The sequence below is a fragment of the Paracoccus aerius genome, from assembly GCF_014656455.1.
In the GTDB taxonomy this organism is placed as follows: domain Bacteria; phylum Pseudomonadota; class Alphaproteobacteria; order Rhodobacterales; family Rhodobacteraceae; genus Paracoccus; species Paracoccus aerius.
The window spans coordinates 18,252-32,666 of sequence record NZ_BNCL01000003.1 but is presented as its reverse complement, the minus strand read 5'-3'; the positions used below and the strand labels follow the sequence as shown (position 1 = coordinate 32,666).

Sequence of the window (14,415 nt, the reverse complement as noted above, 5' to 3'; positions counted from 1 at the left end):
GATGGAAGCCCCATCTCCCTACGTCACGGCGGCTCTTTGATGAAACCTTTCGTCATTCCAGCTGCCGTCGCGCAGAATCCGGGCCAGCCCGTCCACCGCCCGCTCGACATCGTCCAGGTCGTTGTAAAGGGGTGCAAAGCCGAAGCGCAGCACGTCGGGGGCGCGGAAATCGCCAACGATCCCCGCGGCGATCAGCGCCTGCATCACCGCATAGCCCTGCGGATGGCAGAAGCTGACCTGCGACCCGCGCAGGGCCGGATCGCGCGGGGAATTGAGCGTCACGTCGGGGCAGCTTGCCTCGACCCCGGCGATGAAGGCCTGGGTCAGCACGATCGACCGGGCGCGCAGGTCCGCCAGGCTGACATCGTCCCAGACATCCAGGGCCGCGTCGAGCGCGGCCAGCGCGATCACCGGCGGCGTGCCCACCCGCATCCGCTCCACCCCGGTAGCGGGGCGATAGTCGGGATCAAAGGCGAAGGGCGCGTCATGGCCCATCCAGCCCTGCAGGATCGGCTGGGCCGCATCGGCATGGCGGGGATGGGTCCAGATGAAGGCCGGCGCACCCGGCCCGCCATTCAGGTATTTATAGGTGCAGCCCACCGCGAAATCGGCATCGGCCGCGGTCAGGTCCACATCGACCGCCCCCGCCGAATGGGCCAGATCCCACAGCGCCAGGGCGCCCGCGTCATGCGCCCTGGCGGTCAGCGCGTCCATGTCGTGGCGGCGACCGGTGCGGTAATCGACCTCGGTCAGCATCAGCACGGCCAGGTCGTCGGTGATGGCGGCCTCGACGGCCTCGGGCGCGACCACGCGCAACTCGGCCCCCAAGGAATGGGCAAGGCCTTGCGCCACATAAAGGTCGGACGGGAAATTGCCGCTGTCGGACAGGATCACCCGCCGGCCGGGACGCAGCGCCAGGGCCGCGCTGAGGGCCTGGAACACCTTGATCGACAGCGTGTCCCCCATCACCACCTGCCCCGGCCCCGCGCCGATCAGCCGCGCGATCCGGTCGCCGACCTTGCGCGGCTGGACATACCAGCCCGCCTTGTTCCAGCCGGTGATCAGCATCTCGGACCATTCATCCGCCATCATCCGGGCCACCCGGTCGCGCGCGGCGACCGGCATCGGCCCCAGCGAATTGCCGTCCAGGTAGGTGATCCCCTGGGGCAGGTGGAAGGCGCGGCGGGTGGCGGTAAAATCGGTCATGGCTCTCTCCATCTTGACCGCAGGCTAGCAGCAGCCTTTTCTGCCCGAAAGAGAGGGCAGCATGATCTATCACGTCACCGACTGGGACGACGCTTATGCCAATGGCGCGCATATCCCGCAGGCCGAAGGCTTCGTGCCCCGCTGGCAGTCCGCCGCGGCAGCGTTCAGGGAAGCATACCCGCCCAAGCCGCTGCGACGCGGGCATGTGTTTCACCCTGACGGCACGCCGGAAGGGCTGATGGTCTTCATCCACGGCGGATACTGGATGCGCTTCGACCCCGGAATGTGGTCGCATCTGGCGGCGGGTGCCCTTGCGCGTGGCTGGGCGGTGGCGATGCCGGCCTATACCCTGGCACCACAAGCACGCATCCGGCAGATGGTGGGCGAGGTGGCAGAGGCGATCACGCAGGCGGCCGCACAGGTGGACGGTCCCATTGCCTTGACCGGCCATTCGGCGGGCGGGCATCTGGCGGCCCGAATGATTTGCGACGACGGCACGCTGCCTGACCCGGTGGCCGCGCGGGTGACATCCTGCATCCCGATCTCTCCTTTGACCGACCTGCGCCCGCTGATGCGGACCACGATGAACGAGACGCTGCACCTCGACGCGGCCGAGGCCGTGGCCGAAAGCCCCGCCCTGCTGGTCCCGCGCCAGGGGATCCCAGTCACCACCTGGGTCGGCGGCATGGAACGCCCCGAGTTCATCCGCCAGGCCCGCCTGCTGGCAAATATCTGGGCGGGCATGGGCGCCCCCACCGATTGCGTAACCGACCCCGGCCTGCACCATTTCGATGTGATCGACCGGCTGGAGCAGCCAAGCAGCCCATTGCTGGAAAGCCTGCTCAGCCGGTGAAATCCGCCAGACTGCCCCCGGTCAACTCAAGCAGTTGGTTGGGCGCGATTGCGAAGACATGGCGCGGCGTTCCCGCCGCCGCCCAGACGATGTTGAAATCCAGAAGGCGCGGATCGAAGAAGGCCGTCACCGGCTTCAGATGCCCCACCGGGGCCACGCCGCCGATCGCGAAGCCGGTTTCCTTGCGGATCAGGGCGGCGTCCGCCTTGCCTAGGGACTGCCCGGCGACCGTCGTGGCCCTTGCCGGATCGACACGGTTGCCGCCTGCGGTCAGGAACAGGACGACATGGCCCGTGGCCTCGCCCCGGAAGATGATCGACTTGGCGATCTGGTCCACCGCGCAGCCCGCTGCCCGCGCAGCATCCTCGGCGGTGCGGGTCGTTTCGGACATCTCGCGAATCTCGGCGTCGACGCCGGCCGCTTCCAGGGCCGCGCGGACCCGTGCCAGGCTCTTGCTCATTCCCGTTCCCCTTTTCGCGCGACCCTAGCGGCGGTGAAGGGGCGCGAAAAGCCCGCCCTTTATCTTGCGTCCCCGCATCAGGCATGATGTTGCAAGCCATCGCAGCAGAGAGGTCGCCATGAACGTCTATACCCTTCTGGTCGAGGTGGGCCGCAGCAAGGACGACGGCCTGCCGGAAGGCGCCACCGGGGCCGCGCTGATCTGCTATTCCGCCGGCCGGGACGAAGCCGAGGCGGTGCGCGAGACCGTGGCGATCCTGAAGCAGGCCGACCTGTCGCCCCTGGACGTGACCGGCTATGGCAGCCTGGAGGAACGGCTGGCCGAGGGTCACGAAATCGATCAGGACGAACGCGCCTTGATGCAGCGTGCCCTGGACGAAAACTCGGTCATCATCGCGCAGATGCAGCCCTTCTTCAAAGGCGAGGGCGCGTCGGACGAGGGCGAGACGCTGCACTGACGGGCGACGCGGCCCTATTCAACCGGAAGTGTCTTCGCTAGACTGCCGTTAACAATAATAGCAGCAGTTACGGACAGGCGATTCATGACACTTTCCCGCATCTTCCTGACCACCGCATTGGTGGGCGTTCTGGCATCCTGCGCAGGCCCGATGAACCGCGCGCCCGGCGGCATGTCCGGCAGCGCCCCGGTCACGCCCGCGCCGATCCCCGCGGCATCCGCGGGCGACGAGGCGGGATTGCAGAACTTCGTCCAATCCTTCCGGTCCCGCGCGGTGGCCTCGGGCGTTTCGCCCGCCACCTATGACCGCGCCATGCGGATCGCCCGCTATAACCCCGAGGTGATCCGCCTGGACCGCAAGCAGGCCGAGTTCAGCCGCCCTGTCTGGCTGTACCTGGACAGCGCGGTGTCGGACGTGCGCGTCACCACCGGCCGCCAGAAGGCCGCGCAACTGTCGGGCACCCTGTCCCAGATCGAGGCCCGCTACGGCGTCCCGCGCGAGATCGTGCTGGCCGTCTGGGGCATGGAATCGAACTTCGGCGCCAATCGCGGCAAGATGCAGATCATCCCGTCCTTGGCGACGCTGGCCTATGACGGCCGGCGCGGAGAAATGTTCCAGAACCAGCTGATCGCCGCGCTGCGCATCCTGCAGGCAGGTGACACCGATCCCGAACACATGCTGGGAAGCTGGGCCGGGGCGATGGGCCACACGCAGTTCATGCCCACGTCCTATCTGGACTATGCTGTCGACTTCACCGGCGACGGCCGCCGCGACATCTGGTCCGAGGATCCGACCGACTCGCTGGCCTCGACCGCGAACTACCTGCGCCGCAACGGCTGGGTGCCGGGCCAGGCCTGGGGGGCCGAGGTGCAACTGCCGCCGGGCTTCAACATGGGCCTGGTGGGCAAGGGCACGCGGCGGTCGGACTGGGCCGCGCAGGGCGTGCGCCGCATCGGCGGCGGCGCGCTGCCTTCGGGCAACGGGTCCATCATCATGCCGGCGGGGGCGAACGGCCCGGCCTTCCTGATCCTCGACAACTTCCGGTCCATCCTGCGCTACAACAACTCGGACAACTACGCGCTTGGCGTGGCTTTCCTGGGCGAACGCATCGCGGGCCGTCCGGGCATCCAGGGATCCTGGCCGCGCAACGACCGCCCGCTGTCCACCAGCGAGCGGCAGGAGATCCAGCAGCGCCTGCGCGCCAAGGGCTTCTACCAAGGCGAGATCGACGGGCTGTTCGGGTCCGCCACGATGGAATCGGTCGCGGCCTATCAGCGGTCCATCGGCGTGACGCCGGATGGCTATCCGACCTCGATCCTGCTGGGTCAATTGCGGCGGTAAGCAAAGGGGGCGTCCGGTTCGGGCGCCCTTTCCGTTCGGGCATCTAGGCCCGACGGACCGAGGCAGGTCACCTCTCCCTCTACCCAATCTCTCCCGAGGTTGAACGGCTTTATTTCTCGCGGCAGTTTGGTGCGAAAGATCAGCCCGGAGGATCATCCATGCAGATAGCACTTCAGCTTGTCGGGGGCTTGATCCTGCTGATGCTGGGAGGGGAGATGCTGGTCCGCGGGGCCGTGCAGGTGGCGAACCGGCTTGGTGTCTCGCCCCTTGTCATCGGCCTTACACTGGTCGGTTTCGGAACCTCGACGCCCGAGCTTGTTACCTCGGTTCAGGCGGCACTCAGCGGGTCGCCCGGGATTGCCTATGGCAACATCGTCGGCTCCAACATTGCCAACATCCTTCTGATCCTCGGGATCGCCGCGATCATCACGCCGATCGCCGTATCCTCGAACGCACTGAAGCGGGACAGCACGATCATGGTCCTGGTCACGGTCGTCTTCGCGATCGTTGCCGCGCTTGTGCCGATGGGGCTGCTGGCCGGTCTGGTCTTCGTGCTTGCCCTTGCAGGCTACATCTTCGCAGCCTTCTGGCAGGAGCGCGGCCTGGCTGCCGGCGCCCTGGACGATGCGCATGGCGCAGCCTTCGACAAGTCGCTGGCCCTGCAAGAGGCAGATCCCGCCCTCAAGGCCCCAAGTGAAATCGGCAGGTCCGCATTCCTCTCGATCCTGATCGCGATTGCCGGATTGGCCTTGGTCGTGCTGGGAGGCAATTTCCTGGTAAGCGGTGCCGTTGGCCTGGCTCGCTCGTTCTCGATATCGGAAACGATCATCGGCCTGACGATTGTCGCCATCGGAACCTCGATGCCCGAACTTGTGACATCCGTCATGGCCGCACTCCGCAAGCAGACCGAGGTGGCATTCGGAAACGTCGTCGGGTCCAACATCTACAACATCCTGGGTATCGGCGGCTTCACGGCTCTGATCTCGCCCACGAACGTGCCGAGCGAGATCGTCCGCTTCGACAACCTGATCATGATCGGGGCGTCGCTGGTGCTGGTGGCATTCGCATTCACCGGCAGGCGTATAAGCCGCAGGGAGGGGGCCGTCCTTGTCGCAGGATACGCGGCCTATGTGGCGCTGATCTGGCCGTGAAGGAACCGCCATAGGCGAAGCGGTCGGCAGGTCTCACCGCATGGCGATCACTGCCCTGTCGCGCTCCTACCGCAGCCACCCCTGAAACGCCGCCAGCACCTCCTCGTAGACGCCGCGCTTGAAGGGCACGATGTTTTCCAGCAGCGCCGTGGGGGGCATCCACCGCCATTCCTGGAACTCGGGGTGGTCGGTGTCGATGCGGATGTCGGCATCTTCGCCCAGGAACCGCATCAGCACCCATTTCTGGCGCTGGCCGCCATAGCGGCCCTTCCAGACCTTGCCCAGAAGTTCGGGCGGCAGGTCGTAATAGACCCAGCCGGGCGTTTCGGCCAGCACCTCGACCTTGTCGGGGGAGACGCCAGTTTCCTCGGTCAGTTCGCGCAAGGCGGCGTCGCGCGGGGTTTCATCCCCGTCGATACCGCCCTGTGGCATCTGCCAGGCGCCCGGCATGTCGATCCGCTGGCCTGCAAAGACCAGCCCCTCGGCGTTCATCAGCACGACGCCCGCGCAGGGCCGATAGGGAAGCCCCCCTGGCCCCATCCGATCCGATTCAGCCATTCGTGTTGGCCGCACCCGATCCGGGGGTTCCCGATCCCTCGCCCGTCACGGCAGGGGTGGCGGCGGCAGGCACCTGGCCCGCCTGGAAATCGACAGCCGCCAGGCCCTTGAGGATATCGACCGCATAGGCCAGCTGGTAATCCTCCTCGCGCAGCTTGGCGGTGGCCTCGACCGCGGCGGCCTCGTCCTCGATCTGCTTCTTCTCGTCGTCGCTGACCGAATCGTTGTTCAGCGCGCCGCGAAGGTCGGCCTCGGACCGGCCGAAGTTCGACTGGCTGCGGGGGCCTTCCTCCTCGTCCTCAGAGGCGGGCGGGCGGGCGGGCTGTGCCACCAGGATGTCGGGCTGGATGCCCAGCGACTGGATCGACCGTCCCGACGGGGTGTAATAGCGCGCGGTGGTCAGGCGGATCGCGCTGTCGGCGGTCACCGGCATCACTGTCTGGACCGAGCCCTTGCCGAAGGTCTTTTCGCCCACGACGATGGCGCGGCGGTGGTCCTGCAGCGCCCCCGCGACGATTTCGGATGCACTGGCCGAACCGCCATTGGTCAGCACGACCATCGGCTTGCCCTGCGCCAGATCGCCCGCTTCCGCGTTCCAGCGTTCGCTTTCCTCGGGGTTGCGGCCGCGGGTCGAAACGATCTCGCCCGCGTCCAGGAAGGCGTCGGACACGCTGATCGCCTGGTTCAGAAGGCCGCCGGGGTTGTTGCGCAGATCCAGCACGAAGCCCGTGACCTTGTCGATGCCGCCGGCTTCCGCGACGGCCTTGTCCAGTTCGGATTTCAGCGTGTCAAAGGTTTCGTCGTTGAAGGTCGACACGCGCAGCACGACCGACTTGCCCTCGATCCGGGTCTTGACCACGGTCAGCTTGATCGTGTCGCGGGTCATGGTCAGGTCGAAGGGCTCGGTCTCGCCCTCGCGCAGGATCGTCACGGTGATTTCCGATCCGATCGGGCCGCGCATCATGTCCACCGCCTGGTCCAGCGTCAGGCCCATCAGCGATTCGCCGTTCACATGGGTGATGAAGTCGCCCGACTTCACGCCCGCCTCGGCGGCAGGGGTGTCGTCGATGGGCGAGACGACCTTGACCAGGCCCTCTTCCTGGCTGACCTCGATCCCAAGGCCGCCGAAGCTGCCGCGGGTCTGGGTCTGCATGTCCTCGTAGTCGTTGGCCGACAGGAAGGACGAATGCGGATCCAGCGAGGTCAGCATCCCGTTGATCGCGGCCTCGATCAGTTCCTTGTCGTCGGGTGCCTCGACATAGTCGGCCCGGACGCGTTCGAACACATTGCCGAACAGTTCAAGCTGTTCATAGATCGAGGCGTTGCTGCCGGTTTCCTGTGCGACCAGCGGCCCGGCGATCTGGGTGGTCAGAAGCGCACCGGCCAGAACACCGCCCACGCCTGCGATCAGATAATGTTTCATGACGGCCTTTCCTGCCTTCAATCCTGTTCAGGCTCCACGACGGGATTCAGCACGAACCATTCCGCCGGGTCCAGAGTTTCCTGTCCCTTGCGCAATTCAAGATACAGGGATTCGGTCTGCCCTGCATTTCCGCCGATGGCGGCATCGGTCACGAATTGCGCACCGAATTCCTGCGCCGGCGCCTCGGTCCCGCCCATCAGGCCGATCGGGTCGCCCGCCTGCAGCACATCGCCCACCTCTCCGAAGACCTGCGACATGCCCGCGAAGACCAGAAGATAACCGCGCGCGGGCTCGACGATCATCACATTGCCGTAATCCAGCAAAGGGCCACGATAGCGGATGGTGGCGGACCACGGTGTGGTGACCAGGGCCGCAGGGGGGGTTGCGATGACCCAGCCGGGCCGTTCGACGCCCGCGGCGTCGGGCTGGCCGTAAAGGCGCAGGATGGTGCCGACGGCGGGCAGCGGAAGGGTGCCCTGGGCGCCCTCGAAATCCTCCATCGGCGGGCCGACATCCAGTTGCAGCCGGGAAACCCCTGCCGCGAATTCGTCCAGCGACTGCGCGGCGTCGCGCAATTGCTGCAATTCGGCGGGGGCATCGGCATAGCGCACCGGCAGGCTTGATCGGTCGGTGACGGCGCTTGCCAGCAGGCGGCGCGCTTCCTGCACCGAGGCAAGCCCCGTGCCCAGCATCTGCGCCGCGCCTGCCTGCAGGTCGCGCACGGTGGCGATTTCAGCCAGGTCGTCCTGCAGCCGCTCGGCCTCGGCCCGCAGGCCGGGGGTGACATCCGACAGCACCATTCCCGAACGCGCATTGGCAAGCGCGCCTGCCGGATGCAGCAGCATGGTGGTTTCGGGCGCCTGCTGCAACGCGGTCATGGCGCCCAGAACCGAGGCCAGCCTGCCCCGCTGCGATTCGAAGCGGGCGCGCAACTCGGCTTCGCGCGCGCTGGCCTGGCGCAAGCCGTCGCGCAGGGCGGAAAGGCCCTGTTCATAGCCCCGGATCACCTCGGTCAGGGCCGTCACCTGGTCGTCTGCGGACACCGCATCGGCCAACTTGGCCACGGCCGCGCGCAACTGGGCGGCGGCGTCCTGCGCCTCGGACACGGCGGCGGTGACCGAGGGTTCCTGCGCCGGAACGGGCGCGGCGAGGACAAGGGCTGCCAGGGCCAGGGGGATCAGGAACCTCATGCGGTCACGATCAGGCTTTTGCCCGTCATCTCGACCGGCAGGTCCAGGCCCATCAGGTCCAGCACTGTGGGCGCAAGATCGGCCAGGCGCCCGTCGCGCAGCCGCGCGCCAGCAGGTCCGCCATAGACGATCACAGGCACGGGATTGGTGGTATGGGCGGTATGCGGCCCGCCGGAAACGGGATCGACCATCGTCTCGCAGTTGCCGTGATCGGCGCAGACCACTGCCGCCCCGCCCACGCGCTCAAGCGCCTCCAGCATCCGGCCCAGGCCGCGGTCCACGGCCTCGCAGGCCAGGACGGCGGCGGGCAGGCTGCCGGTATGGCCCACCATGTCTGGATTGGCGAAGTTGACGACGATCAGGTCGTAGCCTGCGCCGATCACCTCGACCAGCTTGTCGGCCACCTGGTCCGCCGCCATCTCGGGGGCCAGGTCATAGGTCGCGACCTTCGGGCTCGAGGGCATGAAGCGGTCCTCGCCCGGCTCGGGCGCCTCCTTGCCGCCGTTCAGGAAGAAGGTGACATGGGGATATTTCTCGGTCTCGGCCAGACGGAACTGGCGCAGGCCCTTGGCAGCGACCCAAGCGCCCAGCGTGTTGACGACCTGCCGCTTGGGATAGGCGGTGGTCATGAACTCGTTGTGGCGGGTGCTGTAGTCGACCATCCCCAGAAGCGCCGCCCATTCCGGACGGTCGCCCGTGTCGAAATGGTCGAAGGTCGGATCGGCAAGCGCCGTCAGGATTTCCCGCGCGCGGTCGGCCCGGAAGTTCAGGCAGAAGAACCCGTCCCCGTCCATCGCGCCGTTATAGCCGTCGACGATGAAGGGCTGGATGAATTCGTCCGTCTCGCCCCGCGCATAGGCGTCCGTCACGGCCAGGTCCGCCGACAGCGCGGGTTCGCCCTGCCCCGCGACGATGGCGCGATAGGCGCGTTCCACCCGTTCCCAGCGGTTGTCGCGGTCCATCGCGTAATAGCGGCCGATGACCGTGCCGATCCGCGCGCCTTCGGGCATCGACCCTTGCAGTTCGGTGACAAAGCCCATCGCGGATTGCGGAGGCACGTCGCGGCCGTCGGTGATCGCGTGCAGGACGACCGGCACGCCTGCCCCGGCGATGGCGCGAACGGCGGCCTGGACATGGACCACATGGCCATGCACGCCTCCGTCGGACACCACGCCCATCAGATGCGCCGTCCCGCCCGTGGCACGCAGCCGCTCGACAAACCGCACAAGGCTTTCGTTGCCCACGAAGCTGCCGTCCTCGATCGCAAGGTCGATCTGGCCCAGATCCATCGCGACGACGCGGCCCGCGCCGATATTGGTATGGCCCACCTCGGAATTGCCCATCTGCCCGCGCGGCAGTCCGACGTCGGGGCCGAAGGTGGTCAGGGTTGCGTGCGGACAATCGCGCATCAGCCGGTCGAAGTTCGGCGTCGCGGCCTGATCCGGCGCGCTTTGTTCGGGCCGGTCGGACAGGCCCCAGCCGTCAAGAATGCACAAGACCACAGGTTTCGTCATGTCGCCCCTCGGGATGTTTGGGCCTTGTTACGCTTGCGGCGCCCCAGCGGCAACCGCAAGGCCGGGGGCCAGCCCCCGGACCCCCGGGATATTTGGACCAAGATGAAGGCCCGCCGCTTCACCTTTGCGCAAGGATCCTCGGGGGAATCGCCGCAGGAGATGGGGGCAGACAGCCCCCGCCCCACTTTTCCCTTCATTCCCGGTGATAGGGGGATCCGGCCAGGATCGTGGCCGCGCGGTAAAGCTGTTCGGCCAGCATCACGCGCACCAGCATATGCGGCCAGACCATGCGACCAAGGCTGATCTGCCAATCTGCCCGCGCCCGCAGCGACGGGTCGATCCCGTCCGCGCCGCCGATCACGAAGCAGAGATCGCGCGCCCCGTCCCGGTAAGCCGCCAGCCGCCGCGCGAACTCGGGCGAGGTGGGCTGGTCACCGCGTTCGTCCATGCAGACCAGTGCCGCCCCCGGAGGGATGGCGCGGCCCAGCAGTTCGGCCTCGGCAGCCATGCCGCCGCCGCGCTTGTCCTCGACTTCGGTGAGGGTGATGGAGGGAAGGCCAAGGCTGCGGCCGGCCTTGGCGAATCGGTCCAGGTAATCGGCCACCATCGCGGCCTCTGGACCCTTGCGCAGCCGCCCGACGGCGGCGATGTCGATGCGCATGAACCCGCCCGGCTTAATGCGCGGGGCGGGCCTGGTCGCGGACGCGGCTGAGGGCGTCGGCGGGCATCCACATCTTCTCCAGCTGGTAGAACTCTCGGACCTCGGGGCGGAAGACGTGGACGATCACGTCGTCCGTGTCGATCAGCACCCAGTCGCCAGTGTCCTTGCCCTCGATGCGGGGGGTGCGGCCGGTCAGCTGCTTGATGCGGTCGGCAAGCTTTTCGGCGATGGCGCCCACCTGGCGGGAACTGCGGCCCGATGCGATCACCATGTGATCCGCCATGGCCGACCGTCCACGCAGGTCGATCGTGACGATGTCCTCGGCCTTGTCGTCGTCAAGCGAGGACAGGACGCGGGCAAGGATCTGGTCGCTGGTCAGATCATGCCCGGCGGCGGCGGTCGCTGCCGGCCCCGTGGCCGGCGAGACGTCTTGTGACAGGGTTGTATCCTCCGGTCAGCGCGCCGATCGCCCCCGGCGCAGGGGATGGATCAAAGATAGCAACTTTTCGGACCATCTCAATGTTCCCGGCCCGATTCCGCTTTCTGGGATGTGCGATGGGACGCTTTGGACCGCCCCGACCGGGATGGCAAGGCGGAACAGGGCCGCCGGTGCCGCGGCTCAAGAATATTGCGTGGCGCGGGAAAGCGGCCTAGAACATCGGCCATGTCCGGGTTCATCTATTTCGACATCCATGACCGCGCGCGCCTGCCTTCGCGGTTCTTTGGCGAAACGCGCGGCGTGACGGCGCGACTGTGACGGGCTGCGGTCCTGCCGCAGCCGATCCGTCCGCCACGATCCCATCACAGCCGAAAGCCATCAGCCATGACCCTTGAGCCCAAATCCGCCTCCGCGCGGACGCTTTATGACAAGATCTGGGACGCCCATGTCGTCGACCGCCAGGATGACGGCACCTGCCTTCTCTATATCGACCGCCACCTGGTCCACGAGGTGACCAGCCCGCAGGCCTTCGAAGGACTGCGCATGACCGGCCGCACCGTCCGCGCCCCCGAGCGCACGATTGCCGTGCCCGATCATAACGTTCCGACCACCTGGGACCGCGAGAAAGGCATCGACAACGAGGAATCGCGCATCCAGGTCGACGCGCTTGACCGCAATGCGCGCGATTTCGGCGTGGTCTACTACCCGGTCAACGACATCCGCCAGGGCATCGTGCATATCGTCGGCCCCGAACAGGGCTGGACCCTGCCCGGCATGACCGTTGTCTGCGGCGACAGCCATACCGCGACGCACGGCGCCTTCGGGGCGCTTGCCCACGGCATCGGCACCAGCGAGGTCGAGCATGTGCTGGCCACCCAGACGCTGATCCAGAAGAAGTCGAAGAACATGAAGGTCGAGGTGACCGGCCGGCTGGCCCCCGGCGTCACCGCCAAGGACGTGGTGCTGGCGATCATCGGCAAGACCGGCACCGGCGGCGGCACCGGCCATGTCATCGAATACTGCGGCGAGGCGATCCGCAACCTGTCGATGGAGGGCCGCATGACGATCTGCAACATGGCGATCGAGGGCGGCGCCCGCGCGGGCCTGATCGCGCCCGACCAGACCACCTTTGATTACGTCAAGGGCCGCCCCCATGCGCCCAAGGGCGCCCAGTGGGAAGCGGCGGTTGCCTGGTGGAAGACGTTGTTTTCCGACAACGACGCCCATTGGGACAAGGTCGTAACCCTTCGCGGCGAGGATATCGCCCCCACCGTCACCTGGGGCACCAGCCCCGAGGACGCGCTGCCCATCACCGCCACCGTCCCCTCCCCCGAGGATTTCACCGGCGGCAAGGTCGAGGCTGCCAGGCGCAGCCTGGACTACATGGGCCTGACGGCTGGCACCCGGCTGACCGACATTGCCATCGACGCGGTCTTCATCGGGTCCTGCACCAATGGCCGGATCGAGGATCTGCGTGCCGCCGCCGACATCCTGCGCGGGCGCAGGCTGGCGCCCGGTGTGCGCGGCATGGTCGTACCGGGATCCGGCCTTGTCCGCGCCCAGGCCGAAGAAGAAGGCTTGGACGCGGTCTTCAAGGAGGCGGGCTTCGAATGGCGCCTTGCAGGCTGTTCGATGTGCCTGGGCATGAACCCCGACCAGTTGGCCCCCGGCGAACGCTGCGCCGCGACCAGCAACCGCAACTTCGAAGGCCGCCAGGGCTACAAGGGCCGCACCCATCTGATGTCGCCAGCGATGGCGGCGGCGGCGGGCGTGGCCGGGCATCTGGTCGACGTGCGGGAGTTGTCGCGGGAACTGGCCTGACATGGCCAGCCCCTGCATGGCGGGGCGCCGGTTGACCCGATCAGCCGGCCCGCGCGGCCGGACTGCGCCGGGACGGAACGCGCTTGCGCGCCAAAAGCCAGGTTGCGTTGACGGCGATCAGGACCAGCCCGGCATTCTCGAACAGGAAATTGTTCGTCACGCCGAAGTTCGTCGTGCCGATCAGGCGGTCGAAATGGTGGAAGCTCAGGGCGCGGACCAGCACGAAGCAAAGCACGAGGGTCAGGCCGATCGCAGCCATCAGGTTGTAACGAAGCCTGCCCCACAGGCTGGCGGTCATGCTGACCAGCAGCACAAGCGCAGCGGCAACCACCGCGCCGATGAACAGCACCTGCATTACGCGGCGCTGGTCATACCAGCCCTGCGCGCGGGCAAGGCATTTTCCCGCCGCCGTGACCGCCGATTGCAGATCCAGTTGCTTGTTGACCGCCAAAGCCGCAAGCAGCAGCGACAGGACCACCCAGAAGGCGCGGCCGCGTTGGCCCTTCAGCCGCCGCCACACGGCCAGGGCCAGCAGCGTGCAGGCCGCATAGGCCAGCACCGTCAGCCAGCCGGTCAACCCCGGATCACCGATCTGGGGCGACCACCGCTGCAACACGCAGCCCTGCAATTCACTTACCGTCACGCCAACATTCTCCCCTGCCGGACGCGGGCACAGTAGCCCGGGGCAAGGGAAAGCAGAAGCCAAGAGGACACATGGACAAGTTCACAACCCTGACCGGCATCGCGGCGCCCATGCCGCTGGTCAACATCGACACCGACATGATCATCCCCAAGCAGTTCCTGAAGACGATCCAGCGGTCAGGGCTGGGGGTGAACCTGTTCGACGAGATGCGCTATGACCGAGACGGGAACGAGATCCCCGATTTCGTGCTGAACCAGCCTGCCTACAGGCAGGCCCAGATCATCGTGGCCGGGGACAATTTCGGCTGCGGATCCTCGCGCGAACATGCGCCCTGGGCGCTGCTGGACTTCGGGATACGCTGCGTGATCTCGACCAGCTTTGCCGACATCTTCTTCAACAACTGCTTCAAGAACGGCATCCTGCCCATTGTCCTGCCGCAGGACGCGGTGGACGTGCTGATGGAAGATGCGCGCAAGGGCGCCAATGCCCGCATGACGGTGGATCTGGAAAACCAGACCGTCACCTCATCGGACGGGGTGGTCTTCAGCTTCGAGATGGACCCGTTCCGCAAGCATTGCCTGCTGAACGGGCTGGACGACATCGGCCTGACCATGGAAAAGGCGCCGCGCATCGAAAGCTTCGAAACGCAGATGGCGCAGGCCCGGCCCTGGGTCTGAGCACGCCGCGGCGAAAAAAGC

At 66.9% G+C, this 14,415-nt stretch carries 15 protein-coding genes; 6 read left to right on the top strand and 9 right to left on the bottom strand.

The annotated features are described in order from the left end of the window. Nucleotides 1-18 precede the first annotated feature (18 nt). Nucleotides 19-1,206, bottom strand: a complete 1,188-nt coding sequence (gene kynU / locus IE224_RS04330) for a kynureninase (RefSeq protein ID WP_191308340.1) — start codon at nucleotides 1,204-1,206, stop codon at nucleotides 19-21. Nucleotides 1,207-1,267: 61 nt separating this feature from the next. Between kynU and IE224_RS04325 the strand changes: the two genes are divergently transcribed. Then, complete coding sequence (locus IE224_RS04325) at nucleotides 1,268-2,059, top strand: hormone-sensitive lipase (RefSeq protein ID WP_191308338.1); 792 nt, start codon at nucleotides 1,268-1,270, stop codon at nucleotides 2,057-2,059. Here the strand turns inward: IE224_RS04325 and IE224_RS04320 are convergent. Beyond that, a complete protein-coding gene (locus IE224_RS04320) occupies nucleotides 2,049-2,519 on the bottom strand; it encodes a YbaK/EbsC family protein (RefSeq protein ID WP_191308336.1) in 471 nt (156 codons plus the stop codon). The two genes, IE224_RS04325 and IE224_RS04320, sit on opposite strands and share 11 nt — an antisense overlap. Nucleotides 2,520-2,637: 118 nt before the next feature. On the opposite strand from IE224_RS04320, the gene IE224_RS04315 reads away from it, so the two are divergent. From IE224_RS04315 to IE224_RS04305, 3 genes are all read left to right on the top strand, one after another. Next, nucleotides 2,638-2,976, top strand: a complete 339-nt coding sequence (locus IE224_RS04315; RefSeq protein WP_167621106.1) for a DUF8846 family protein — start codon at nucleotides 2,638-2,640, stop codon at nucleotides 2,974-2,976. 84 nt (nucleotides 2,977-3,060) lie between these two features. Beyond that, nucleotides 3,061-4,317, top strand: a complete 1,257-nt coding sequence (locus IE224_RS04310) for a lytic murein transglycosylase (protein WP_167621105.1) — start codon at nucleotides 3,061-3,063, stop codon at nucleotides 4,315-4,317. Between the two features lie 158 nt (nucleotides 4,318-4,475). After that, complete coding sequence (locus IE224_RS04305) at nucleotides 4,476-5,468, top strand: calcium/sodium antiporter (protein WP_167621104.1); 993 nt, start codon at nucleotides 4,476-4,478, stop codon at nucleotides 5,466-5,468. Between the two features lie 66 nt (nucleotides 5,469-5,534). On the opposite strand, the gene IE224_RS04300 is transcribed toward IE224_RS04305, so the two are convergent. The 6 genes from IE224_RS04300 to rsfS form a co-directional block, all read right to left on the bottom strand. Then, nucleotides 5,535-6,026, bottom strand: a complete 492-nt coding sequence (locus tag IE224_RS04300) for an RNA pyrophosphohydrolase (protein ID WP_229849241.1) — start codon at nucleotides 6,024-6,026, stop codon at nucleotides 5,535-5,537. After that, complete coding sequence (locus IE224_RS04295; RefSeq protein WP_167621102.1) at nucleotides 6,019-7,449, bottom strand: S41 family peptidase; 1,431 nt, start codon at nucleotides 7,447-7,449, stop codon at nucleotides 6,019-6,021. Before IE224_RS04295 ends, IE224_RS04300 begins: the two co-directional genes overlap by 8 nt. Nucleotides 7,450-7,466: 17 nt before the next feature. After that, on the bottom strand, nucleotides 7,467-8,639 hold the full coding sequence (locus IE224_RS04290; protein ID WP_167621101.1) for a murein hydrolase activator EnvC family protein: 1,173 nt from the start codon (nucleotides 8,637-8,639) through the stop codon (nucleotides 7,467-7,469). After that, nucleotides 8,636-10,153 carry a 2,3-bisphosphoglycerate-independent phosphoglycerate mutase gene (gene gpmI, locus IE224_RS04285; protein WP_191308334.1) on the bottom strand — a complete coding sequence of 506 codons (1,518 nt, stop codon included), beginning with the start codon at nucleotides 10,151-10,153 and terminating at the stop codon, nucleotides 8,636-8,638. The genes IE224_RS04290 and gpmI overlap by 4 nt, the downstream gene beginning before the upstream one ends. A 193-nt stretch (nucleotides 10,154-10,346) precedes the next feature. Then, nucleotides 10,347-10,814: a 23S rRNA (pseudouridine(1915)-N(3))-methyltransferase RlmH gene (gene rlmH, locus IE224_RS04280; RefSeq protein ID WP_191308332.1), complete on the bottom strand. Its 468-nt coding sequence runs from the start codon at nucleotides 10,812-10,814 to the stop codon at nucleotides 10,347-10,349. Nucleotides 10,815-10,827: 13 nt separating this feature from the next. Further along, nucleotides 10,828-11,193: a ribosome silencing factor gene (gene rsfS / locus IE224_RS04275; protein WP_167623345.1), complete on the bottom strand. Its 366-nt coding sequence runs from the start codon at nucleotides 11,191-11,193 to the stop codon at nucleotides 10,828-10,830. A 444-nt stretch (nucleotides 11,194-11,637) separates the two neighbouring features. Here rsfS and leuC point away from each other — a divergent pair, with 444 nt between their 5' ends. Next, complete coding sequence (gene leuC / locus IE224_RS04270) at nucleotides 11,638-13,074, top strand: 3-isopropylmalate dehydratase large subunit (protein ID WP_191308330.1); 1,437 nt, start codon at nucleotides 11,638-11,640, stop codon at nucleotides 13,072-13,074. Between the two features lie 40 nt (nucleotides 13,075-13,114). Here the strand turns inward: leuC and IE224_RS04265 are convergent, their stop codons facing one another. Next, nucleotides 13,115-13,717: a hypothetical protein gene (locus IE224_RS04265; protein ID WP_191308328.1), complete on the bottom strand. Its 603-nt coding sequence runs from the start codon at nucleotides 13,715-13,717 to the stop codon at nucleotides 13,115-13,117. Between the two features lie 71 nt (nucleotides 13,718-13,788). Between IE224_RS04265 and leuD the strand changes: the two genes are divergently transcribed. Beyond that, nucleotides 13,789-14,394, top strand: a complete 606-nt coding sequence (gene leuD, locus IE224_RS04260) for a 3-isopropylmalate dehydratase small subunit (RefSeq protein ID WP_191308326.1) — start codon at nucleotides 13,789-13,791, stop codon at nucleotides 14,392-14,394. The last annotated feature ends 21 nt before the right edge of the window (nucleotides 14,395-14,415 follow it).

Coding starts and splice junctions, on each gene's coding strand:
- leuC (WP_191308330.1), top strand. CDS start 11,638: ATGACCCTTGAGCCCAAATCCGCCTCCGCGCGGACGCTTTATGACAAG.
- rlmH (WP_191308332.1), bottom strand. CDS start 10,814: ATGCGCATCGACATCGCCGCCGTCGGGCGGCTGCGCAAGGGTCCAGAG.
- IE224_RS04305 (WP_167621104.1), top strand. CDS start 4,476: ATGCAGATAGCACTTCAGCTTGTCGGGGGCTTGATCCTGCTGATGCTG.
- leuD (WP_191308326.1), top strand. CDS start 13,789: ATGGACAAGTTCACAACCCTGACCGGCATCGCGGCGCCCATGCCGCTG.
- IE224_RS04290 (WP_167621101.1), bottom strand. CDS start 8,639: ATGAGGTTCCTGATCCCCCTGGCCCTGGCAGCCCTTGTCCTCGCCGCG.
- IE224_RS04310 (WP_167621105.1), top strand. CDS start 3,061: ATGACACTTTCCCGCATCTTCCTGACCACCGCATTGGTGGGCGTTCTG.
- IE224_RS04300 (WP_229849241.1), bottom strand. CDS start 6,026: ATGGCTGAATCGGATCGGATGGGGCCAGGGGGGCTTCCCTATCGGCCC.
- kynU (WP_191308340.1), bottom strand. CDS start 1,206: ATGACCGATTTTACCGCCACCCGCCGCGCCTTCCACCTGCCCCAGGGG.
- IE224_RS04325 (WP_191308338.1), top strand. CDS start 1,268: ATGATCTATCACGTCACCGACTGGGACGACGCTTATGCCAATGGCGCG.
- IE224_RS04320 (WP_191308336.1), bottom strand. CDS start 2,519: ATGAGCAAGAGCCTGGCACGGGTCCGCGCGGCCCTGGAAGCGGCCGGC.
- IE224_RS04315 (WP_167621106.1), top strand. CDS start 2,638: ATGAACGTCTATACCCTTCTGGTCGAGGTGGGCCGCAGCAAGGACGAC.
- IE224_RS04295 (WP_167621102.1), bottom strand. CDS start 7,449: ATGAAACATTATCTGATCGCAGGCGTGGGCGGTGTTCTGGCCGGTGCG.
- gpmI (WP_191308334.1), bottom strand. CDS start 10,153: ATGACGAAACCTGTGGTCTTGTGCATTCTTGACGGCTGGGGCCTGTCC.